The sequence below is a fragment of the Acinetobacter indicus genome (genome assembly GCF_009914475.1).
GTDB classification, from domain to species: Bacteria; Pseudomonadota; Gammaproteobacteria; order Pseudomonadales; family Moraxellaceae; genus Acinetobacter; species Acinetobacter indicus.
The window spans coordinates 2656491-2678797 of the sequence record NZ_CP045198.1; the positions used below are offsets into that span (position 1 = coordinate 2656491).

Sequence of the window (22307 nt, forward strand, 5' to 3'; positions counted from 1 at the left end):
TTTTTCATTTTAAAATTTTATGAATTAAAGAAATTTATAAGTTCAAGAATTATCAATAAGAATTGTAATTAATTGAAAATTCCCTATTCTAGTTTTCTCCTTAAGGAGGAGAGGAACTCTATTACTATAAGGTAATAAATGATAAGGTTGAAAAATTATGAAAAATATTTATGTATTAATTTTTATCATTTTATTATCATCATATTCATTGGCTCACTCTAGTCATGAATTTTATTGCTTATCAGATGGTAAAAAATCAATATTATTAGTTCCTATTTACTATCTTCAAGTCAAAAAAATTAAATATTTCCCCTATATGAGAGATATAAATCTTTCAGACCCCTATGAAATAGAAGAAGTAGATATGGGTGATAATGCTCAGCCAGAAATCTATCGTTCAATGAATGAAATTATAGATGGTAAAATCACTGGGAAATATCGTTTTATGTCCCAAGGATATTTACTTTATGAAGTGGCTTATACAAATAAAAATACTAGAAAAGTCACTAAATTCGAGAATAAAAAAGTAAAATTAAAGGGAATTGAATGTTTTTGAAAATTTTCTTGAGTTGTATTTTTATAACTTTATTTGGATGTGGCTCTTCAGAAATTAGTCGTTCAGCTGAAGTGGATCAGAATACTATTGCAGATGAGAAAATCTTTGAATTGAATCTTGTTGATTTGCAATTAAGCGATCAAGGAGGTATTGCTAAATTATCAAAAAAAAATAATTTTTGCCGACTTCATGTTGAGCTATTAAGTAGTTATGGGAAGGAGGTTTATAATTTTAAATTTAGCCTATTAAGTTTAGTAGAAACTAATCATTTTATTTATAAATATGAGGGTGGAATTGTAGACTATAGAACTGCAGAGGATAAAGAGCTGACAGAGTTGATGGCAGAGTACAAGGATGAACATGTTATTTCAAATGAGCTTCAGTTAATAAATAAGGAAACCGTATTAGGTCATAAGAATATTGATATCAATAAAAATTTTGAATTTTATTTGAATTTATTCCCAAATGATGCAGTTTTAAAGTGTAGATAAATTTAGGAAATATAAAAATAAATAGCTATGAGTCCTTTTAGTATTCTGGTTATAGTTCATCTTTTTTCTGAATGGTAAAAGCCGACTCTCGTCGGCTTTATAAATTATCCTTCCAGCACTGTTTCCAGCAACTCTTCACTTGGAGCGAAGTAGTAAGCACCATCTAAAGCGGTCACAAAATGCAGTAAACGGTCATGAATACCATCCCCCGAGGTGCCAAACATACGCTCAAGCATCGCATCCAGAATGGTTAAATCCTTGGTATAGGCAATAAAGAATAAGCCTTGGTCACCTTGCCCATCCCCATACGGTAGGGAATGACGCAGAATTTCCATTTCTTCACCTTCATCATCTTCAACCACGGTACGGGCGACGTGGGCATTGTCAGGTTTCACCTCATCATCCAGCTCAATCGACTCAAGTTTGGTGCGACCCATCACTTGTTCTTGTGCATCGACTTTCAGACGTTTCCATTTATCTAAATCATGTGCATAACGCTGGGCAAAGACAAAGGAACCATCTTCAAAAATGCCGGCATCTTCGCCCAGTAAAGCGACTTCAGCACGGTCATCCGGGAATTGCGGGTTTTCTGTGCCATCAATAAAGCCGGTCATGTCGCGGCCATCAAAATAGCGGAAGCAGACCCGCTCATCCAGAACATCAACCTGATCCTGAATACCCTCAAAGAAAGACTGGCTCAGGGCAAAACAGATATCCGCACGGGCACTGGCAATATGAATGAGTACATCTGCCGGTACGACAGGCATCTGGAATGCGCCTTCAATCGGTTGTAACTGCTTAAAGCCAGCTGGAGTTTGGGAGTACAGTTGTGCCCAAAGTTCAGGTCCAAAGGCCACGGCAGTTTTAATTTGTGCATGAGGATGCTGGGTAATCAGGCGATCACGGGTATTAAAAAGATCAGCTAATTTTTCTTTTAATTGCTCAAGAGTTAAATCTTTTAAACGTAAAACAATAAAACGGGCATGATCTGAAGGTAATGGCAAGATTACAGATTGAGCTGTCATTCATGGCTCCTAAGTTTTTAATAATCAATCACTAAAACTATTGTGCCTGAACCGGTAGCAGCTTAACAGTCTCTGGATCAGATTTTTATTGCCTCTTTACTGCGCACTTAAAAGATGAATCGTCATATAATAATCTGTCATTTTTGTGGTGAATTACCATGTCTTATCAGATTTGGCTGGCCTATATGCTGGCCTGTTGGGTGATTAGTGTGTCGCCGGGCGCAGGTGCGATTGCCTCGATGTCGAGTGGGCTGAATTACGGTTTTCGTCATGGTTACTGGAATGCCATCGGGCTGCAACTGGCGCTGCTGGTACAGATTGCGATTGTGGCGGCCGGCGCGGGCGTGCTATTTGCGACCACGCCTTGGGCTTTTCTGGCAGTGAAATGGTTCGGGGTAGCGTATCTGCTGTATCTGGCCTATCTGCAATGGAAAGCGCCGGTACACTCGATTGAAATCCGGCAGGATTTACCACAGAAATCAGCTAGACGACTGCTGCTGAACGGTTTTCTGGTGAATATGAGCAATCCGAAAGCGATTGTATTTTTGCTGGCTGTCTTGCCACAATTTCTGGATTTATCCAAACCGCAGTGGATTCAATATCTGATTATGGCAGCAACCATGATTACGATTGATCTGATTGTGATGGCGGGCTATACCGGCCTGGCAGCTAAGGTTTTAAGATTGTTAAAGTCACCGCGTCAGCAGAAAGTCATGAACCGGACGTTTGCCAGTCTGTTTGCTGGTGCTGCATTTTTATTAAGTCTGGTGCATCAGTAATAGATGTTGATTTTCCCCTCTCAATGATAAAGAGGAGAGGGCTAGATGGAACTTTTCGGTTGATTGTTTAGGCCAGTTTTTTAAATTTCTGCATGGTAAAGATCAGGGCAAAAATCACCGCCATGGTCAGCACAATAGTCAGACCGGTCGAGGTATTTAAGCCGGCGCTGGACCATAAACCAACCGTTACCCCAATTTGTGCAATCACAAAAGCCCAAATCACCATCTGTTTCGGAGAATGCGCCAGCAGTCGTGCCGTGAGCGCCGGAATCACCAGCAGCGCACCCATCAATAGCGAGCCGACCGCGCGTAATGCCAGAACCGTAAACAGGGCCAGCAGCAACATAAAAATCAGACGTTGCCACTGGGCATGAATACCTTCACTGGCAGCAATATCCGGATCAATGGCAATCTGAATCTGGGCTTGCCAATACTTATATAGAACCAGCAGTGCACCGACAATCACCAGCGCAAAGATGGGTAAATCAGCCCAGGAGATCGTGAGCAGATCACCAAACAGGTAGCTGAGCAGTTCCGGGCGCAGGCTTGGAATGTGCTGGATAAACAGTAGACCGGAGCAGAGCAGGGTCGCAGAGCATAAGGCCAGCAGGGCATCATTCGGTAAGCGCGGATCATGCAGAATCCAAAGAATACCAACCAGTAATAAGGCTAAAAATGTAACGCCCATCCACAGCGGTAAGCTCAAGGCGCCGGCAATGGCCACGCCTAATAAGGTGCCATGTGCCATGGTATCGGCAAAAAAAGACATCCGGCGCCACAGCATCAGACAGCCGAGTGGCGCGGTCAGAAACACCAGTAAAGTGCCCATGATCCAGGCCGGAAGTAATAACGATAACCAATCCATCATGGTTTAGACTTCCGGTTCAGGGTGAATATGGGGACGGGAATCATGCTGACACGGCTCGGCATGGTCGCCATGCGCACAATGATCATGATGATGCTGATAGAACACCCGGTTGGTGCCAAAAATGGCCTGATATTCCGGATGCTGCTGCACGCTTTCGGGCAAGCCGCTACAGCAAATGTGTTTATTTAAACATACCACCCGATGCGTGCCTTGCATGACCCATTGCAGATCATGTGAGACCATCAGCACGGCACAGCCATATTTTTCTGGTAGGCTACGCACATAGTCATACAGCTCGGCTTCCGACTGGATATCCAGCCCCTGCATTGGTTCATCCAGCACCAGCACATCGGGTTGGCGCAATAAGGCGCGGGCCAGTAATACCCGCTGCCGTTCACCACCTGACAATTGCTGCACTTTGGAATTTTCCAGCTTGGCAATACCGGTATCGCGGATAATTTCTGCTTTTAACGTGCTGCTACATTTTTCTAAAGCCAGCAGATCCTTGACCCTTAACGGCAAGCTGTGTGAAGGATTGAATTTCTGCGGCACATAGGAAAATTTTAGTTTTTTATCGGCCAGTACTTTGCCAGCCGTGGGTTTGACAATACCGAGCATGACTTTAATCAGCGTCGATTTGCCGGCACCATTCGGACCAATGAGCGTGACAATTTCTTTCTCATGCAAAGAGAAATCGACCTGTTTTAAAATATCACGCTCATCAATCCGGACTTGAATCTGTTCAAGGCGAATCAGCGGCGCAGGACTTAGCGTTTGCTGGCGCAGTGCTGACATAAACCAGAAATCTCGATAATACTGTGATGGGCGGTGAAGTGGTCCGAAGCCGACAGCTCTGCCAGTTGCTGCAGTAAACCCTGCGCAGAAGCTTCTTTGACCACTTTGCATTCGGTGCAAATTAAAAACGCCGCCTGATGGCCTTCGCGCGGATGGCAGCAGGGAATATAGGCATTAATAGAAGTTAAACGGTGAATCAGCCCTTTTTCTAATAAAAAGTCGAGGGTGCGGTACACGGTTGGTGGTGCCGCCGGACGATCTGACTCACTTTTAATTTTGGCCAGCAGGTCGTATGCCCCCATCGGGCCCGAGGCATTTAAAATCAGTTCCAGCACTTCACGACGAAGTGGGGTCAGGCGAGCACCTGTGGCGGCACAGAGACTTTCGGCTTCAGCAAGACGCTGCTCAATATTTTGATGGTCGTGCACGCCATGTAATGCATCATGATGTTCATGAGAACATAAGCTCATAGCTACCCCAAGGAAATGTAGGAGGAAAATCGGACATTAAATTTTAACATGAAGTATAGTCAGATTCGATTATACATAGGTATTTTTGTTATTTTGTTATAATATAACATCTATCCTGTTTTATGATTTTGCGCTCATGTCCCGTTTTTTCGCCTTCTGTGCTCTGGCTTTGTTCAGTACCTTGAGTTGGTCTCAAAGTCTTGTTATTTCGACACAGCCGATTTATCTGATTGCCAAGGAAATTACACAAGGCATAGAAACCCCGACCTTATTATTGGCCGACCAGACCGGACATGATGTCAGTTTGACTCCTGCACATCGCAAGACCATTCAGGATGCAGGTCTGGTGATCTGGCTGGGCAAAGCGCATGAAGCGCCTCTAGAAAAACTGTTCAGCAATCAGAGCAAAGCTATTTCATTGCTAGATTCTGGCATTTTGCAAACGCTACCACAGCGTAGCCCTCGTGGTGCAGCATTAAAAGATACGGTCGACTCGCATGTCTGGCTTGATCCGAACAATGCCATTCGTATTGGCTTTTTTATTGCGGCCTTGCGTTCCCAGCAGGTGCCTGAGCAGCGTGAACAGTACTGGGCCAATGCCCGTGCCTTTGCCCAAGAGCTGCTCCTGACCGCAGACAAGTTTAAAAGCAAAGCCTCGGCCAAAGCCTACTGGTCTTATCATGATGCCTATCAATATCTGGAACGTCCGCTGAACCTGAAGTTTGCCGGCGCACTGACCCATGATCCGCATGTCGCTCCGACGGTGGCGCAAATTAAATATATGAATGATCATCGTCCAAACACGAAAATGTGTTTACTGGCCGAAGGTCATGCCAGCAAGAGCCAGTATCAGCGCCTGAATCCGATTGTGTTTCAAATGGTCGACGAAAGTATGAGTGGGGCAGGGGACTTTGTGCAGGCCTGGCAGAAATTGGCTACCCAAACGCAAAAATGTGTAATAAATGCGCAAAAATAGCGCGTTTTGGCGGCAAATTTGAATTATGACAATACGGTTACAGTTGTGCAAAAAAATACGACTAAGATCGGGAAAAGATTGCATGTTCAGGGGTGTAACTCTATAATGCCTGCGATAAAAAACGATCATCAGTTAAACTTGTCAAGCATTTATGCTGTGAGTGGAAAGTAAATGAGCCGAACTAGTCGCTTGATTGACCGACGATTAGCGAAAGCTTTGGTCTTCTTGCAAGCATTCATGATACCTGTTGCTGCATTGATTGCCTGGATATTCAAAGATGCTACAGCCGCCTTGAGTGCCGCACTTGGTGCATTGGTATGTTGGGTTGCAAGTTGTTATTTTTCCTGGCAGTCGTTCCGCGCAGCAGGCGCGAGAGCATCTAAACAAGTTCTGTCGAACATGTATAGGGGCATGCTCGGTAAGTTTGCGATTGTGATCGTAGGATTCATTTTAATTTTAAGCAATGTCGAGCCGTTGTCTCCGGTTGCATTGTTTTGTGGTTTTATTCTCGTTCAGGCCATGTCGTGGGTCGCTCCGTTTTGGGTGTCACGTCTACAAAAACGAGTATAGGCGCAGCAAAAATTGAAAAGTTTTTAGGAGATGAGCGAGATATCAAGCAGCACGCGATATTCGTTCCCTCTTTTGTTTTTGACATTGACCAGGTGTGATTTATGGCTGCTGAAGAACATGCCCTTACTTCGACCGAGTATATCAAGCATCACTTGACCAACATGACGTACGGCAAAATGCCAGACGGTTCATGGAAGTTGGCTGAGTCTGCTGAAGAAGCTCAACAGATGGGGTTCACTGCTATTCACTTGGATTCAATGGGTTGGTCTATCGGACTTGGTCTGATCTTCTGTTTATTGTTCTGGATTGTCGCGAAAGCTGCAAATTCAGGCGTGCCTGGTAAATTCCAGTCAGTAATTGAAGTGATTATCGAGTTTGTAGATTCAAGTGTACGTGATACCTTCCATGGGAAGTCTCGATTAATTGCACCCTTAGCATTAACCATTTTCGTGTGGATTTTCCTCATGAACTTGATGGATTTAATCCCTGTTGACTTTATTCCTTATGTAGCTCAACAGGCGATTGCATCTATGCTGGGTGTGGACCCTCATCAGGTTTACTTTAAAATTGTTCCGACTACAGATCCAAACATTACCTTAGGTATGTCTATTTCTGTATTCTTCTTAATTATTTTCTATAGTATTCGTGAGAAAGGTGTTGGCGGCTTCGTTGGTGAGTTGGCACTTAACCCATTTAACCCAAGTAATCCAGTTGCTAAAGTGCTTTTAATTCCATTCAACTTATTGTTGGAATTGACTACTTTCTTGGCGCGACCAGTTTCATTGGCTCTACGACTGTTCGGTAACATGTATGCGGGTGAGTTAATCTTCATTCTTATCGCGTTATTACCGTTCTGGATCCAGTGGGCATTGTCTGTGCCTTGGGCGATTTTCCACATTTTGATTATTACGCTACAAGCATTCATTTTCATGATGTTGACAATCGTGTACATGAGCATGGCAAGCGAAAAGCATTAATGGTATGGCCTAACTGTCATCGGGCGGTTGGGCACACAATTTTTTAACTTAATTTGGTATAAAACCTAACCTCTGAGGAATTTTTCATGGAACTCACTTTAGGTCTAGTTGCAATTGCATCTGCTATCTTGATCGCTTTCGGTGCTTTAGGTACTGCGATTGGTTTTGGTCTTTTGGGCGGTCGCTTCCTTGAAGCTGTTGCACGTCAGCCAGAATTGGCTCCACAACTTCAAACTCGTATGTTCTTAATCGCGGGTCTTCTTGATGCTGTGCCTATGATCGGTGTTGGTATTGGCTTGTTCTTCATCTTCGCTAATCCATTTGTAGGTTAATCAGCTTAATTCCCAAAAATCCACTATTTGAGGAATAGCAATGAATATCAACCTCACATTGATTGGCCAAGCGATTGCATTTGCGATTTTCGTCGCATTCTGCATGAAGTTTGTATGGCCACCACTAATCAATGCGATTAGTGAGCGTCAGCGTCGCATCGCTGATGGCTTAAATGCTGCTGAAAAAGCAAAAGCTGACCTTGCTGATGCGCAAGCACAAGTTAAGGCAGAGCTAGACGCAGCGAAAGCACAAGCGGCTCAATTGATCGAACAAGCGAACCGTCGTGCAGCACAATTGGTCGAAGAAGCGCGTACTCAAGCATCTGCTGAAGGTGAGCGTATCCGTCAACAGGCGAAAGAAGCTGTTGATACTGAAATCAATGCTGCTCGCGAAGAATTACGTCAACAAGTCGCTGCTTTGGCAGTTGCCGGTGCTGAGAAAATTCTTAGCCAGCAAGTTGACGCAGAAGCTCACAATGCCATGCTGAACCAGCTGGCTGCTAAACTTTAAGCGAGGCGAAATATGGCTGAACTCTTGACGTTGGCACGCCCATATGCGAAAGCAGCATATGCTTATGCCTCTGAGCAAAGTGCAACTGACAGTTGGTCACAAGCACTAGCATTGCTCAGTGCTGCGGTACAAGACGAAGCATTTTCAGCTTACTTAAATCGCCCTGAGCTTACTCCTGCAGAGCAGGTGAGTGTTTTTGCAAAAGTTTTAGGTGAAGACCAGACTGCAGCATTGTCAAACTTTTTGACTTTGCTTGCTGAAAATGATCGTTTGTCTTTAATGCCTGAAATTCAAGCAGAATATGAACAGCTCAAATCACAGAATAACAACAATGTGGACGTCGTAATTGAATCGGCTTTCCCATTGTCTGCTGACCAGGAACAAGTGTTGAAAGCGGCGCTGGAAAAGCGTTTCAACAGCACGGTTTCTATTGCAGTAGAAGTCAACCCGGCGTTAATCGCGGGTGTTGTTATTCGTGCAGGCGACCAAGTGATAGATGATTCTGCGCTTAACAAGCTTGAAAAAATGCGGACTCGTCTTCTTGCGTAATTGCATATAAGAAGACTGAACTTTAAAAAGATTGAGGTATAGCGCAATGCAACAACTGAATCCATCCGAGATCAGTGCGCTCATTAAACAGCGTATCGGCGATCTGGACACCAGCGCGACCGCTAAAAACGAAGGTACCATTGTTATGGTATCCGACGGTATTGTGCGCATTCACGGTCTTGCTGATGCAATGTACGGTGAAATGATCGAATTCGACGGCGGCTTATACGGTATGGCACTGAACCTAGAACAGGATTCAGTGGGCGTCGTTGTTTTAGGTAACTACTTAGGCCTTCAAGAAGGTCAAAAAGCTCGTTGTACAGGTCGTGTATTAGAAGTTCCGGTTGGTCCAGAACTTTTAGGCCGTGTCGTAGATGCTTTGGGTAACCCAATTGATGGTAAAGGCCCAATTGATGCGAAATTAACTGATGCTGTAGAAAAAGTAGCACCAGGCGTAATTTGGCGTCAATCAGTGGATCAACCTGTACAAACTGGTTATAAATCAGTAGATACAATGATCCCAGTTGGCCGTGGTCAGCGTGAGTTGATCATTGGTGACCGTCAGACTGGTAAAACAGCTATGGCGATCGATGCGATCATCGCTCAGAAAAACTCTGGCATTAAGTGTGTATACGTAGCAATTGGTCAAAAACAATCGACTATCGCGAACGTAGTACGCAAGCTGGAAGAAACTGGCGCTATGGCGTATACCACTGTTGTAGCAGCAGCTGCAGCTGATCCAGCAGCAATGCTGTATCTGGCGCCTTATGCTGGCTGTACAATGGGCGAATACTTCCGTGATCGTGGTGAAGACGCGTTAATTATTTATGATGATTTGTCTAAGCAAGCTGTTGCTTACCGTCAAATTTCATTGCTTCTTCGTCGTCCACCAGGTCGTGAAGCTTACCCAGGTGACGTATTCTATCTACATTCTCGTCTACTTGAACGTGCTTCTCGCGTATCTGCTGACTATGTTGAGAAATTCACTAACGGTGAAGTTAAAGGCCAAACTGGTTCATTAACTGCATTGCCGATTATTGAAACTCAAGCAGGTGACGTATCTGCATTCGTACCGACTAACGTAATTTCGATTACTGATGGTCAGATCTTCCTTGAAACATCATTATTCAACGCGGGTATTCGTCCTGCGGTGAACGCCGGTATTTCTGTATCGCGTGTTGGTGGTTCGGCTCAAACGAAGATCATCAAAAAATTGTCTGGTGGTATCCGTACCGCTTTGGCGCAATACCGTGAATTGGCAGCGTTTGCTCAGTTCGCTTCTGACCTTGACGAAGCAACTCGTAAGCAACTTGAACATGGTCAACGCGTAACTGAGTTAATGAAGCAGAAACAATATGCGCCTTACTCAATTGCTGACCAGGCTGTTTCAGTTTATGCATCTAACGAAGGCTACATGGCTGACGTTGAAGTGAAGAAAATCGTAGACTTTGATGCTGCGTTAATTTCTTACTTCCGTTCAGAGCACGCTGCGTTAATGCAACAAATCGATGAAACTGGTGATTACAACAAAGACATCGAAGCTGCAATCAAAGCAGGTATTGAAAGCTTTAAAGCGACTCAAACTTACTAATTTAGCACTTTGCTAATTAGTGTTGGTTTGGTTCACGGATCAACCTTCGAGGGCTCGAAAGGGCCTTCGAATACTAGGTTAAGCGTATGGCAAACTTAAAAGAAATTCGCGCCAAAGTAGCTAGCATCAAGAGCACGCAGAAGATTACTCGAGCGATGCAAATGGTAGCTGCTTCTAAGATGCGTCGTGCGCAAGAGCGCATGGCTCAAGGCCGTCCGTATGCCGAAAATATGCACCGTGTAATTGCTCATTTGGTACAAGCGAATCCTGAATATAAACACCGTTATATGGTTGAGCGTCCTGTGAAGCGCGTTGGCTATATCATTGTTTCTTCAGATCGTGGTTTGGCAGGCGGTTTGAACATTAACCTGTTCAAAAAAGTGGTCAAACACGTACAACAGCAACAAGAGCAGTCAATTGAAGTTCAATTTGCTTTAATTGGTCAAAAAGCGGTTTCGTTTTTTAAAAACTACGGCGGTAAAGTACTAGGTGCAACTACAAACGTAGGTGATACACCAAGTCTTGAACAGTTATCTGGTTCTGTACAGGTGATGTTAGACGCTTATGATAAAGGCGAGTTAGATCGTATTTATCTGGTGTCCAACGGCTTTGTCAATGCCATGACTCAAAATCAAAAAATCGAACAGCTTGTTCCTTTAGCAGCTGCTGAAGAAGACAAGACCCTGAACCGTCAATACGGTTGGGACTATATTTATGAACCAGAAGCAGAAGAACTGCTGAATGGTTTATTGGTTCGTTATATTGAGTCTGTGGTGTATCAAGGTGTGATTGAAAACATCGCTTGTGAGCAATCTGCACGTATGGTCGCAATGAAAGCTGCGACAGATAACGCAGGTGAGCTTATCAAGAACCTACAACTTATTTATAACAAGCTGCGTCAAGCCGCGATTACTCAGGAAATTTCTGAGATCGTTGGTGGTGCCGCTGCCGTTTAACATTATTTTGAATTGAGGAGACAGCAATGAGTAGCGGTCGTATCATTCAGATCATCGGCGCGGTTATCGACGTCGAGTTTGAACGCAACAGCGTTCCTAAGATCTATGACGCTCTTCACGTTGATGGCACTGAAACTACTTTAGAAGTTCAGCAACAACTTGGTGACGGCGTTGTACGTACAATTGCGATGGGATCTACTGAAGGTCTTAAACGTGGTTTGAACGTAACTAACACTAACGCGCCGATCTCTGTACCAGTAGGTACAGCGACACTTGGTCGTATCATGGACGTTCTTGGTCGCCCTATCGACGAAGCTGGTCCAGTTGCAACTGAAGAGCGTTTACCAATTCACCGTCAAGCGCCTTCTTATGCAGAACAAGCGGCTTCTACTGACCTTCTAGAAACTGGTATTAAAGTCATTGACTTACTTTGCCCGTTCGCGAAAGGTGGTAAAGTTGGTCTGTTCGGTGGTGCCGGTGTTGGTAAAACTGTAAACATGATGGAGTTGATCAACAACATCGCTAAAGCGCACTCAGGTTTATCTGTATTCGCTGGTGTTGGTGAGCGTACTCGTGAAGGTAACGACTTCTATCACGAGATGAAAGACTCTAACGTTCTAGACAAAGTAGCAATGGTCTACGGTCAGATGAACGAGCCACCTGGTAACCGTTTACGCGTAGCGTTGACTGGTCTGACTATGGCTGAGTACTTCCGTGATCAAAAAGACGAAAACGGTAAAGGCCGTGACGTATTATTGTTCGTTGACAACATCTACCGTTATACACTAGCAGGTACTGAAGTATCAGCACTTCTAGGCCGTATGCCATCTGCAGTAGGTTATCAGCCTACACTTGCAGAAGAGATGGGTGTTCTTCAAGAACGTATTACATCAACTAAGTCTGGTTCGATTACGTCTATCCAAGCGGTATACGTACCTGCCGATGACTTAACAGATCCATCGCCTGCTACAACGTTCGCTCACTTGGACGCAACTGTTGTATTGAGCCGTGACATCGCTTCTCAAGGTATTTACCCTGCGATCGATCCACTTGACTCTACTTCACGTCAGTTAGATCCACTGGTAGTTGGTACTGAGCATTACGAAATCGCTCGTTCAGTTCAAAACGTTCTTCAACGTTATAAAGAATTGAAAGACATTATCGCAATTCTTGGTATGGACGAATTGTCAGAAGAAGACAAACTTACTGTATACCGTGCACGTAAGATCCAACGTTTCTTCTCTCAACCGTTCCACGTAGCTGAAGTATTTACTGGCGCGCCTGGTAAACTTGTACCGCTTAAAGAAACGATTCGTGGCTTTAAAGGTCTTCTAGCTGGTGAATACGATCACATCCCAGAACAAGCGTTCTATATGGTTGGTGGTATTGACGAAGTGATTGCTAAAGCCGAGAAACTTTAATTAGCTACCTAATTTAGGAGGTTCTCATGGCGACTATGCAATGTGACGTTGTAAGTGTTCAGGAGTCTTTGTACTCTGGCACTGTAACTATGCTAATTGCAAAAGGTGCTGGCGGTGAGTTGGGTATTATGCCTGGCCACGCTCCGCTGGTAACTTTGCTCCAACCTGGCGCGATCCGCGTTATTTTGGAAAATGGTACAGAAGAATTAATCTATGTATCTGGTGGTGTTCTAGAAGTTCAACCGCACGTTGTTACGGTTCTTGCAGATACTGCAGTCCGTGCAGAAAACTTGGATGAAGCGGCAATTATTGAAGCGCGTAAACACGCTGAACAATTGCTGGCGAATCAAAAGAGCGATTTGGACGCTGCTGCTGCTTTGGCTGCTTTGGCAGAAACTGCTGCACAGTTGGAAACGATCCGCAAAATCAAAAACCGCGCAATGTAATTGCTGGTTTAAGATTGAAAAAACCACCCGAAAGGGTGGTTTTTTTATGAATACTATTTAATGCAATGTATTAGTAAATAACTTATATATTGTTATATTTCATCCTCTTACAAAATAAATAAGGGGAATTTGGGGTGTCAAATAAAATTATTTTACCGCTATTATTATCATTAGGTTTTGTTGGTTGTGCTTCGGTTCCGAAAGCAGATCCACAAGCAGTGCAGCAACAAAAAAAGATTCAAGCGCCACAAGCAGGTCAAGCAGGAATCTATGTGTACCGCTCGAATAGCGTTGTAGGTGCGGGACTCAAGAAAGATATTTGGGTTAATGGTGAGTGCCTGGGTGAAACTGCACGTGGTGTTTATTTTTATACAGAGGTAGAAGGTGGTAAAACACATATTGTGTCTACAGAATCAGAGTTTTCTCCTAATCACCTGAACGTAACTACACAAAGTGGGAAAAACTATTATGTTCAACAATACATTAAACCAGGTGTATTTGTTGGTGGTGCAAACGTAAAATTGGTTGATGAGACTGAAGGTCAACAGGCGATTGAAAAATACAGTTTGGCAGTAGGCGGCAAATGTTCTAAGCCTTCTATTCAACTTCCTAAATAATAATTTCCACATCTGTGTTTGCGGTTGCTGCAAGGTGTAAATCGCAAACACTTGCTTTTGATCTAAAGACTTTCATTCATCTTTACTTAACCCAGCTCTATATCCATTTTTCCAAACTCTGATAATTTCATTGTTTAATTTTTTCATAAAAAACAGCCTGACATGTGCCAAGCTGTTCTCATAAAAATAGAATTTAGAGCTGTTCAGGATATTCCTTATGCTCACCACCCTGATAAGTCGCAAAACGCGGCTGTTTACGTTCAAACACCGGTGCTGGACTCGGCCATGGCCATTCACCGAATTGGGTGTCGCGGTAACGTTTAAAGGCAGCGTTCAGTTCATCTTCACTATTTAGTACAAAAGGCCCGCGCATGGCTACCGGTGCACCAATTGGTTCACCTTCAAGCCATAGAATCCGGGATTCGAGTAGTCCACCTTTTAAATGAATCTCGGCATCCGATTTCAATTCGGCCAAATGTTTCACGTCCATCTGCTGACCTTCAAGCTCTAAACTCTTACCCTGATAGAAATAACAGAAGCGGGTCGAGCTGGCGCTGGTGGCTGGAATGGTGACTTCAGCTTCGGGCGCTAGGGTAATCAGGTAAATATTCACCTTGTTTTCAGCGGGTGCTGCCCATGAATGAGGTGGACGTGGCAGGGCATCGGTTTCTTTAAATTGACCGGAAATCACCCGGATATCAGCTTTCTGGCCTGCCGCATTGGCTTCAATTACATGCGGAATCTGCTCGCGCCATAACATTTTATAATCAGCTGGCTGTTGCTTCTGCTCAGGCGATGAATTAAACCAGATCTGGAACAGTTCCATTGGGTTGGCTTGGTCTTCATGCACGAGTGGAAACATCTCGCAGTGTTCGACGCCATTGCCGGTGGTCAGCCATTGCACATCTCCAGCGGCATAGCGACCGGCATTGCCGAGTGAATCAAAATGATCGACCACGCCTTGTTCCACTAAGGTAATGGTTTCAAAACCGGTATGTGGGTGCTCAGGGAAACCGGGCACCACATTGCCATAATACATATTGTATTCTTTATTTTGTGGTGGCGTTTGCGGACCCAGTTGGGCATTGCCAGCCGGAAAATGATCCAGATGATGGGCACAGAAGATAAATGGATCTTTCAGATCTAAACGGAATGTCACCGGTACAACAGAATAAATCAGTGGATGCTGCATGGCAGACCTCTTATTTTTAAATGAACTCATTATTTTTTTTAAATTTTAACCATCAGAATCAGACCAGAAACTGTCTGAATCAGACAAGCTCACCACCCAGATGGGCAGTGAGCCTGAAAATCAGGATTCAGTTGCTGCCTGATTTTCAGTGTCAGTGTTTGCGCTTTCAGTATTTTCAGAATTCTCTGACTGTAACAGGATGCTGGCCAGTTTCACCATTTCAGACTGTACTGTGCCCATCTGCTGCTGAATTTTGGCAAAATCCACTTTGCTGAGGTCAATCTGACCATTTAAAAATGGCGAAGCCAGAACCTGTTCATTGGCTTGCAGAATGTTCTGGCGAATATTGTCAATTTCCTGACTTTTTAAATTCAAACTGTTTAAGGCGCTATTAAAGCCCTGTAATTGCTGTTGCAATTTGCTGGCTGCGCTTTGTAGCTGTTGATGATCCTGACTGTTGACGGCCTGTTGCAGCTCGGTCTGGGTCTGGCGTAACTGCTCGACATACTCACCGGCTTTCAGCTGCATATCAGCCACATCGCGCACAATATAAAACATATTGCCGCTTTTTAAATCGGCTTGTGGCGCAGGGCTTTGCTGCTGGGAGGTGATTTCAGTGTCCGGATCGGCTTCCGAAACCGGAGCGCTGGGCTGGTCACAACCGACCAGAAGTAGAGCTGAAGTCAGCAGGCCAAAGGGCAGGAGAAAATGGGAAAAGGCGCGTTTCATGGCAAGATCAATCACAATTTTTATCTTGCAGTTTAATATAGGGGCTTTAATTAAATAAAAAACAGATTGTTGCAAAGCAATAACAATTTTCCAGGGCAAACAGGCGGTGTGATGAGCGTGGCTTATGGATGTCTAGATCTATAAAAAAAGAGGGCCGCGACCCTCTTTGTTACTGTAAACAATTAACGCGCCAGTTCGGCATTAATCGCATCGACAATACGTGGGTCATCGGCCTGAATATCTGGGGCAAAACGTGCCACCACTTCGCCTTCTTTATTGATCAGGAATTTCTCGAAGTTCCATAGCACTTCAGGTGGTTCATTTGGGGTCAGACCATAATCCACCAGATCTTTCCACCACGGGCCTTCACCGATTCGCTCAGGAATGGCTTGAGTCAGGCGGGCATATAGCGGATGTTTATCTTCACCCACTACCGAAATTTTGGCAAATAACGGGAAATCTACCTGATAATTCAGCGAACAGAACTGCTGGATTTCTTCATTGCTGCCGGGTTCTTGCGCCAGAAAGTCATTGGCCGGGAAGCCCAGAATTTCCAGACCTTGTTCTTTTTTCTGCTGATAAAGCTTTTGCAGACCTTCATATTGCGGCGTCAGACCGCATTTAGAAGCCACGTTTACAATCAGCAGCACCTTGCCTTGATACTGGTTCAGTGTGGTTTCTTCACCCTGAATGGTCACGACCGGAATGTCATATACAGATGCCATGTGTTTATCCTAAAGTGATTTATTGTCGTTCTCTGTTGTAACGGGCTTTGCCCAATCCCGCAAGACCTATTGCTGCGGCTTTTGGCAGATTTTTGTATAGCGCTGTGTCAATGCGGCATATTTTAAGCAGGTGCGGAATCCCAGCAAAGTGGAGTGATGGAGCAATTTGAACGCAGCACAAGATTTCACCATCGCGAACTGCCCCAAAGCAGTTAAATTGGACTAGAATGAGGGCACAAGGAAAGTTTAAAAATAAAGTGAAAAGGCATTCATTCAGCGCAGGAAGCAGCGTCTGCTTCAGGCCGATCGACTCAACAAGGAACAGAATATGACACAGCAAGAAAAAATGCTGTCTTGGGCCATTCTTTTACCGGTCAGCGCGGTACTGATCTGGTCACTGAATATTGTCGTGACCCGCTATGTGACCGACTTTATCTCGCCGGTGAGCATCAGTTTTTATCGCTGGTTTTTTGCCTTTCTGATTCTGACCCCATTTATTTTGCCGCGGGTGATTCGTGAGCGTGCCCTGATTGTGCCGCATCTGAAACAGCTGGCAGTGCTGAGTGCCTTTGGACTGGTGCTGTATCAGGGACTGGCCTATACCGCTGCGCATTACACCACCGCCACCAATATGGGCATTATTAATGCCTTTATTCCGATTTTTACCATTTTTGTGTCGATGCTGATTCTGCGCGATATTCCGAATCGCTACGCCATTATTGGCAGCCTGTTGTCCTTTGCCGGGCTAATCTATGTGATGGGGCAGGGCAATCCTTGGGGCTTGCTGCATGCCGGTGGTCAGTGGGGTGATCTGCTGATGATTATTGCCGTGTTTTTCTATGCCTTTTACGGGGTTTTTCTGAAAAAATGGCAGCTGCAGATTCCGTTAATGCTGAGCCTGTATGTGCAGATTCTGTTTGCACTGCTGTATCACCTGCCGTTTGTGGCCTGGTTGGGTCTTGATGCTATCAATATGGCGAATGCCGGCAGCGTGATCTACGCCAGTATTTTCCCTTCATTAATTGCGCCTTTGGTGTGGATGATGGCGATTCAGCGTCTGGGACCGAACCGCACCAGTATCTTTATGAACCTGATGCCGGTGTTTACCGCTTTAATTGCCTTTGTCTGGTTAAAAGAGGCCTGGACCATTTATCACAGTATTGGTGGGGCGATTATTCTGTTCGGAATTGTGCTGGCCCAGAAAAAAACTGTGGCGCCAGTGCTGCTGAAAGCTAAATAATTGCCTAAAAAACGAACAAACAAACTTAATTTTTTGCTTGAATGATCTCGTGAATAAAGGCAAATAGACTTTAGTCGAGGAGAGTAGCTTTTAGCTTCTTTAAAAAGCACTTTAAAAAGAGCAAGATAATTTGAACTTTTTTCAAATAATGGTTGATTAATCATAGGTTTAAGCTGCTTTTTAAGAGCTAAAATATATTTGTTTTTTTTAAACTGTTCACCCATAATACGCTCCATCGCAGATTAGCGACTGTTGCTGATTTGCCCAGAGATTTCGATACCCTCTGGATGTGATTGATACACATCCTTTTTTATGCTCAACCATCCCTATATGGTTGAGCTTTTTTTTGCCTGAAATTTCTTTCATTTCTGGCCCGATCTTCAGTCACGAATCACGGCACCGGTTTCAGCATCCAGAATACGGCTAGGTAACTGGCTGAGTCCCAAATCGCCATTTAAATAATTCAGCTGATTGCCAAAATACTGGCTGGCCTCTTGCAGGGAGCGCGCCGGTTCCTGTCCGGCCGGATTGGCACTGGTGGATACAATAAAGCCGCTAAAGGCATGACATAGCGCGACACAGAGCGGATGCGTGGTTACACGTACCGCGACTTTAGGATGCTGGCCTTTAATCCAGCTGGGAATATGCTCACCTGCCGGCAACAACCAGGTGGTAGCACGCTCTGCGGGTGGATTGAGCCAGGAGTCGATCACCTGTTGACGCTGTGGTTCGGCCAGGTTGTGCAGCAAATGTTCTACCTGGGAAATATGACCTGCCAATAAAATCACGCCTTTTTCAATCGGACGCTGTTTCAGTTGCAGAATCTGCATAAAAGCATCTTGGTTATACGGGTCACAGCCGAGACCCCAAACTGCCTCTGTAGGATAGGCCAGCACCTGTCCTTGCTGTAGACAAGTGGCTGCTTCGGCAACAGAGGTTGTAATCATGTGGTACACCTTTCGAGGTTATGCGGGGTGTACTATTGTGAACCTTATTGCGATGGACGACAACGCAGATATAGCCCCGATTGCTGCATTGCCATCCCGAGCAGCTCCAGTTCCATTAACTGAGCGGTTAAATGGGCGGTTTCCTGTTGCAGTTCGCTGGCCAGCTGGTCCATATTTTTACCGACCCAGTCCAGCTGGCTGTATAGGGCCAGCAGATGTTCGGGTAAGGTCGGGTGGGCAGCTGCAGATGCTGTAGCGGATAAGGTCGCCTGCTGCTGGCTCAGCCATTGGGTTGGCAAGGCCAGATCTTCAATGACCTGTTCCGGATGATCAACCAGAATTGCACCTTCCCGAATCAGTTGATGGCAGCCCTGATGAAATTCACTGTAGATATGACCGGGAATGGCAAACACGGTTTTGCCCTGTTCAGCTGCCAGTTTGGCGGTAATCAGCGAGCCACTGTCCAGCGTGGCTTCGGCCACAATTACTCCCAGGCTAAGTCCACTGACAATGCGGTTGCGCCGTGGAAAATGCTGCTGTAGCGGTTTAGTCTGGGGCAGGAACTCACTGATAATAGTGCCATGCTGTTGCAGAATCTGGTCACGCAGGCCCTGATGTGTGGCTGGGTAGGTGAGGTCGAGGCCAGTACCCATCACGGCAATGGTACGTTGATGTTTCAAGCCACCCTGATGGGCTGCTTCATCAATGCCTTGCGCCAGGCCACTGTTAATAAAAAAGCCTTTTTCACTTAAATAATAGGCAAAGTCATAAGCCACCTGCCGGCCATGCGGACTGGCTTTGCGACTCCCAACAATTGCCACTTGCGGCTGAAGTAAAGGTTGCGCCTGTCCCTGACCAAATAAAATTGGTGGCTTATCGGTATAGGGCAGCAGTTGGGTGGGGTAACCGACATCTTCGGGAATAAGAATAAAATCGGTATGTTGCTGGACGCGCTGCAGCAAGTGCTGGAAGTCGGCTTGTGCCTGTGCTTGATGAAAATCCCGTGCGCGTTGCAGATGGTTCTGATGCAGTCCCAGTTCTGCCCAGCGCTGCAGGTTGCCGGCTTCGGTGGCCGCAGCCGCCGAACCGAAGTGCCGGATTAATTTATAAAAGCTGGGGAGTGAATGCTGAACCAGATACCACAGGCGAATCGTTGCGAGATGACCGGGTGATATCGTATTCAGCATGGCTCATCCCTCAGTCTTAATCTTCCATAATCGGTGGCTGAATACCGGCCCCGACTTTAATTGGTAGTTCGCTGTCCAGAATATAGGCATAGCTGAGCTGGTCAAAGGTTTTAAAGACCATGGCATAGCCAATACGCTCGCCTGGCAGCTGCACCCGTTCACGGGTTTTCGGATCGGTGACCACTTCGCCTTTTTGAGTTACAGCAAATACATGACCGGATTGCACGCCGTGCGCCTGACCACGGTCAATGGTGACCACACTGTGTTTAGCTGCGGTACCAATTGAACCCATCACGCGTACCACTTGGCCATCTGCTGCAATGTGTTCGGCATTGGTCGGGTAGAATAGGGTTGGTAACATCGGGTCATATTCTGGCAGCACACGATCGCCACGACGCACTTCGGCATTGTAGGTATCGGTCAGTTTCAGGGTGGTAATATCATTTTCACCGCGTACTGCAATACCGGATGCCACCTGAGTCAGCTCCAGACCGGCATTGTATTTTTTACCGTTGGCATCGGTGAAGATATACGGTTCGCCTTCACGATACACAGCATAACGCTGGCCAACTTGCAGACCCTGACCGCGGGCATAGACATTCTGGCCTTTGGCCGCCAGGACACGCTGATCCGCCGTGCCTAAAATATAAGGCGTCTGTTGCAAAGATTCAGGGGCAATAATGCTGGTACGTTCCAGCCAGTGCTGGATGTACTCTAACGGAATTACCGGAATGGTATTGTTGAGTGACTCGACCCGGATTTGCGGCTGCAGGCTGGTGGTGTTACCGGTATAACGACGGATAATACCTTCACAGCCATCACCTTCATCTTTACCAATGATCGGGCGGCCATCATAGGTACACATCAGCAGTCGATCTCCCGGGAAAATCCAGTGCGGATTTTTCACGTGCTTGTTGCTGGCCCAGATTTCACGCCAGCGCAGCGGGTTTTGCAGAAACTTCTTGGAAATATCCCACAGCGTATCGCCTTTTTTCACCACATACACATTTGGTGCATTGGCCTGTAAGGTCGGTGGGTTGATATTGCGTGCCGGTGCGGCCTGTACAGTACTGACTGCGCCCACCCCAAAACTGAAACAGACAGCAAGTGCCAGCGCCTGCTGTTTTAACCCCAAGGCACGAAAAGAAGATGTGCCCTTCAAAACCTTTTTCATTATCATAATTCCTAAAATTATGTATGTAGTTGCGTTATAATAACGATCTTACATACATTTTTTCGATGAAGCATTCCTTCATTCGGTTATTTGACCAATGGCAAAGCTGAGGACGTAATATGGCCTTATTACCTATTTTAAGTTTCCCCGATCCCCGTCTTCGTACCATTGCACAACCCGTCGAAGAAGTTACTGATGAAATTCGTCAGCTCGCCGCAGATATGTTTGAAACCATGTATGAAGCGCCCGGCATCGGGCTGGCTGCAACGCAGGTTGACCGTCATATTCAGCTGATTGTTATGGATCTGTCTGAAAACAAAGACCAACCAATGGTATTCATTAACCCCAAAATTACCCCATTGACTGAAGAAACCCAGCCTTATGAAGAAGGCTGCTTGTCAGTGCCTCAAATATACGACAAAGTTGAGCGTCCGTCACGTGTAAAAATTGAGGCAATTAACCTTGAAGGTCAAGCATTTGAGTTAGAAGCGGACGGACTTCTCGCTGTCTGTATCCAACATGAAATGGATCACTTAAATGGTAAGCTTTTTGTCGATTATCTGTCGCCATTAAAGCGCCAGCGTGCCCGTGAAAAAGTCGAAAAAGTGGTGCGTCAGCGTCAGAAAGTGGCGGTTAAACGCTAAACAGCCCTGCGACCAAAAGATCAGGACAAAACAGCCCAATTTCGATTGGGCTTTGTTATACTTGGGCCAGTCAAAAGCAGGAATATATGTTTGTTGATTCGTAGTGGTTTACTGCTCTCACTGATGGCAGTATTTTTACAGATTGCTGTTTTTTTACAGCCTTTGCTGCCGAAAGCCTATCAGGTGGCACCGGTCTGTGAAACCATTACGCGTGCGCTTTTATTGCCGGTTGATCATTCAGCGCATGGACATGCCCATTCCGAACATCTGTACAGTCAGCATCAACCAGTCATTTCAGATGACGGGCATAATCATCATGATGCCAATCATCAATGCCAGTACTGTACCGTGTACGGCAATCTCGTTTTACCGCCAGAACTCAGTGTGAAAGAAGTGCTTGATCGTATTCAAGTGCGTTTTATCGCTTTTGAAAAAGCTTTCCAGCATGTCTGGTTTGCACTGCAACGACTATTTCTTATTCCTCAGGGTAGGGCACCGCCACTGTTTGCATAAAACCGCGTTTGTTTTGCTTGGGTCTT

Annotated in this window: 27 protein-coding genes; 17 read left to right on the forward strand and 10 right to left on the reverse strand. The window is 45.4% G+C overall.

From position 1 onward, the window contains the following. Positions 1–157 precede the first annotated feature (157 nt). Together GA693_RS13085 and GA693_RS13090 are read left to right on the forward strand one after the other, a co-directional pair. Positions 158–556 carry a hypothetical protein gene (locus GA693_RS13085; protein WP_160241726.1) on the forward strand — a complete coding sequence of 133 codons (399 nt, stop codon included), beginning with the start codon at positions 158–160 and terminating at the stop codon, positions 554–556. Next, positions 547–1047, forward strand: coding sequence for a hypothetical protein (locus tag GA693_RS13090; protein WP_160241725.1), 501 nt, complete (start codon positions 547–549; stop codon positions 1045–1047). The genes GA693_RS13085 and GA693_RS13090 overlap by 10 nt, the downstream gene beginning before the upstream one ends. Before the next feature lie 104 nt (positions 1048–1151). Here the strand turns inward: GA693_RS13090 and GA693_RS13095 are convergent, their stop codons facing one another. Continuing rightward, on the reverse strand, positions 1152–2072 hold the full coding sequence (locus tag GA693_RS13095; protein ID WP_005181383.1) for a Dyp-type peroxidase: 921 nt from the start codon (positions 2070–2072) through the stop codon (positions 1152–1154). A 158-nt stretch (positions 2073–2230) separates the two neighbouring features. Between GA693_RS13095 and GA693_RS13100 the strand changes: the two genes are divergently transcribed. Then, positions 2231–2851 (forward strand): LysE family transporter, encoded by a 621-nt coding sequence (locus tag GA693_RS13100; RefSeq protein ID WP_160241724.1) that lies wholly within the window; start codon positions 2231–2233, stop codon positions 2849–2851. Positions 2852–2918: 67 nt separating this feature from the next. Here the strand turns inward: GA693_RS13100 and znuB are convergent, their stop codons facing one another. Genes znuB through GA693_RS13115 form a run of 3 tightly spaced genes read right to left on the reverse strand, consistent with a single transcriptional unit; the run spans position 2919 to position 4984 of the window. Continuing rightward, positions 2919–3719 (reverse strand): zinc ABC transporter permease subunit ZnuB, encoded by an 801-nt coding sequence (gene znuB, locus GA693_RS13105; RefSeq protein ID WP_016658980.1) that lies wholly within the window; start codon positions 3717–3719, stop codon positions 2919–2921. Positions 3720–3722: 3 nt separating this feature from the next. Further along, positions 3723–4514, reverse strand: coding sequence for a zinc ABC transporter ATP-binding protein ZnuC (gene znuC / locus GA693_RS13110; RefSeq protein ID WP_016658981.1), 792 nt, complete (start codon positions 4512–4514; stop codon positions 3723–3725). After that, positions 4487–4984, reverse strand: a complete 498-nt coding sequence (locus GA693_RS13115; RefSeq protein ID WP_005181393.1) for a transcriptional repressor — start codon at positions 4982–4984, stop codon at positions 4487–4489. Before GA693_RS13115 ends, znuC begins: the two co-directional genes overlap by 28 nt. Before the next feature lie 136 nt (positions 4985–5120). On the opposite strand from GA693_RS13115, the gene GA693_RS13120 reads away from it, so the two are divergent. From GA693_RS13120 to GA693_RS13170, 11 genes are all read left to right on the forward strand, one after another. Next, entirely contained in the window at positions 5121–5960 is an 840-nt protein-coding gene (locus GA693_RS13120) for a metal ABC transporter solute-binding protein, Zn/Mn family (RefSeq protein WP_016658982.1), read from the forward strand. Positions 5961–6131: 171 nt separating this feature from the next. After that, on the forward strand, positions 6132–6530 hold the full coding sequence (locus GA693_RS13125; RefSeq protein ID WP_005181400.1) for an ATP synthase subunit I: 399 nt from the start codon (positions 6132–6134) through the stop codon (positions 6528–6530). A gap of 101 nt (positions 6531–6631) precedes the next feature. Next, complete coding sequence (atpB, locus tag GA693_RS13130) at positions 6632–7507, forward strand: F0F1 ATP synthase subunit A (protein WP_004970145.1); 876 nt, start codon at positions 6632–6634, stop codon at positions 7505–7507. An 86-nt stretch (positions 7508–7593) separates the two neighbouring features. Continuing rightward, positions 7594–7839, forward strand: coding sequence for a F0F1 ATP synthase subunit C (gene atpE, locus GA693_RS13135; protein ID WP_000424060.1), 246 nt, complete (start codon positions 7594–7596; stop codon positions 7837–7839). Between the two features lie 40 nt (positions 7840–7879). Next, the gene (locus GA693_RS13140) at positions 7880–8350 is read left to right on the forward strand and encodes a F0F1 ATP synthase subunit B (RefSeq protein ID WP_005181403.1); all 471 of its coding nucleotides are present in this window, start codon (positions 7880–7882) and stop codon (positions 8348–8350) included. A gap of 12 nt (positions 8351–8362) precedes the next feature. Continuing rightward, positions 8363–8899, forward strand: a complete 537-nt coding sequence (locus GA693_RS13145) for a F0F1 ATP synthase subunit delta (RefSeq protein ID WP_075168156.1) — start codon at positions 8363–8365, stop codon at positions 8897–8899. A 46-nt stretch (positions 8900–8945) separates the two neighbouring features. After that, a complete protein-coding gene (gene atpA / locus GA693_RS13150; protein WP_005181412.1) occupies positions 8946–10490 on the forward strand; it encodes a F0F1 ATP synthase subunit alpha in 1545 nt (514 codons plus the stop codon). An 86-nt stretch (positions 10491–10576) separates the two neighbouring features. After that, a complete protein-coding gene (gene atpG / locus GA693_RS13155; RefSeq protein ID WP_005181426.1) occupies positions 10577–11446 on the forward strand; it encodes a F0F1 ATP synthase subunit gamma in 870 nt (289 codons plus the stop codon). A gap of 26 nt (positions 11447–11472) precedes the next feature. Then, entirely contained in the window at positions 11473–12867 is a 1395-nt protein-coding gene (gene atpD, locus GA693_RS13160; protein WP_104490036.1) for a F0F1 ATP synthase subunit beta, read from the forward strand. Positions 12868–12893: 26 nt separating this feature from the next. Further along, on the forward strand, positions 12894–13313 hold the full coding sequence (locus GA693_RS13165; protein WP_005181432.1) for a F0F1 ATP synthase subunit epsilon: 420 nt from the start codon (positions 12894–12896) through the stop codon (positions 13311–13313). Positions 13314–13447: 134 nt separating this feature from the next. Beyond that, the gene (locus tag GA693_RS13170; RefSeq protein WP_005181435.1) at positions 13448–13930 is read left to right on the forward strand and encodes a DUF2846 domain-containing protein; all 483 of its coding nucleotides are present in this window, start codon (positions 13448–13450) and stop codon (positions 13928–13930) included. Positions 13931–14123: 193 nt separating this feature from the next. On the opposite strand, the gene GA693_RS13175 is transcribed toward GA693_RS13170, so the two are convergent. The 3 genes from GA693_RS13175 to GA693_RS13185 form a co-directional block, all read right to left on the reverse strand. Further along, positions 14124–15122, reverse strand: a complete 999-nt coding sequence (locus GA693_RS13175) for a pirin family protein (protein ID WP_160241723.1) — start codon at positions 15120–15122, stop codon at positions 14124–14126. Positions 15123–15242: 120 nt separating this feature from the next. Further along, a complete protein-coding gene (locus tag GA693_RS13180) occupies positions 15243–15851 on the reverse strand; it encodes a hypothetical protein (RefSeq protein WP_160241814.1) in 609 nt (202 codons plus the stop codon). A gap of 182 nt (positions 15852–16033) precedes the next feature. Then, the gene (locus tag GA693_RS13185) at positions 16034–16576 is read right to left on the reverse strand and encodes a glutathione peroxidase (RefSeq protein ID WP_005181445.1); all 543 of its coding nucleotides are present in this window, start codon (positions 16574–16576) and stop codon (positions 16034–16036) included. Positions 16577–16904: 328 nt separating this feature from the next. Between GA693_RS13185 and GA693_RS13190 the strand changes: the two genes are divergently transcribed. Beyond that, positions 16905–17816 carry a DMT family transporter gene (locus tag GA693_RS13190; protein ID WP_005181447.1) on the forward strand — a complete coding sequence of 304 codons (912 nt, stop codon included), beginning with the start codon at positions 16905–16907 and terminating at the stop codon, positions 17814–17816. A 380-nt stretch (positions 17817–18196) separates the two neighbouring features. Here the strand turns inward: GA693_RS13190 and GA693_RS13195 are convergent, their stop codons facing one another. From GA693_RS13195 to GA693_RS13205, 3 genes are read right to left on the reverse strand one after another with little or no spacing between them, the layout of a single operon-like run. Beyond that, on the reverse strand, positions 18197–18763 hold the full coding sequence (locus GA693_RS13195; protein WP_005181449.1) for an L-threonylcarbamoyladenylate synthase: 567 nt from the start codon (positions 18761–18763) through the stop codon (positions 18197–18199). Positions 18764–18807: 44 nt separating this feature from the next. Continuing rightward, on the reverse strand, positions 18808–19950 hold the full coding sequence (gene dprA / locus GA693_RS13200) for a DNA-processing protein DprA (protein WP_075168149.1): 1143 nt from the start codon (positions 19948–19950) through the stop codon (positions 18808–18810). A 16-nt stretch (positions 19951–19966) separates the two neighbouring features. Further along, on the reverse strand, positions 19967–21124 hold the full coding sequence (locus GA693_RS13205) for a LysM peptidoglycan-binding domain-containing protein (protein WP_160241722.1): 1158 nt from the start codon (positions 21122–21124) through the stop codon (positions 19967–19969). A gap of 119 nt (positions 21125–21243) precedes the next feature. On the opposite strand from GA693_RS13205, the gene def reads away from it, so the two are divergent. Then, positions 21244–21768: a peptide deformylase gene (gene def / locus GA693_RS13210; protein ID WP_005181462.1), complete on the forward strand. Its 525-nt coding sequence runs from the start codon at positions 21244–21246 to the stop codon at positions 21766–21768. Positions 21769–21858: 90 nt separating this feature from the next. Next, positions 21859–22281 carry a DUF2946 family protein gene (locus tag GA693_RS13215; protein ID WP_016658991.1) on the forward strand — a complete coding sequence of 141 codons (423 nt, stop codon included), beginning with the start codon at positions 21859–21861 and terminating at the stop codon, positions 22279–22281. Positions 22282–22307: the final 26 nt, after the last annotated feature.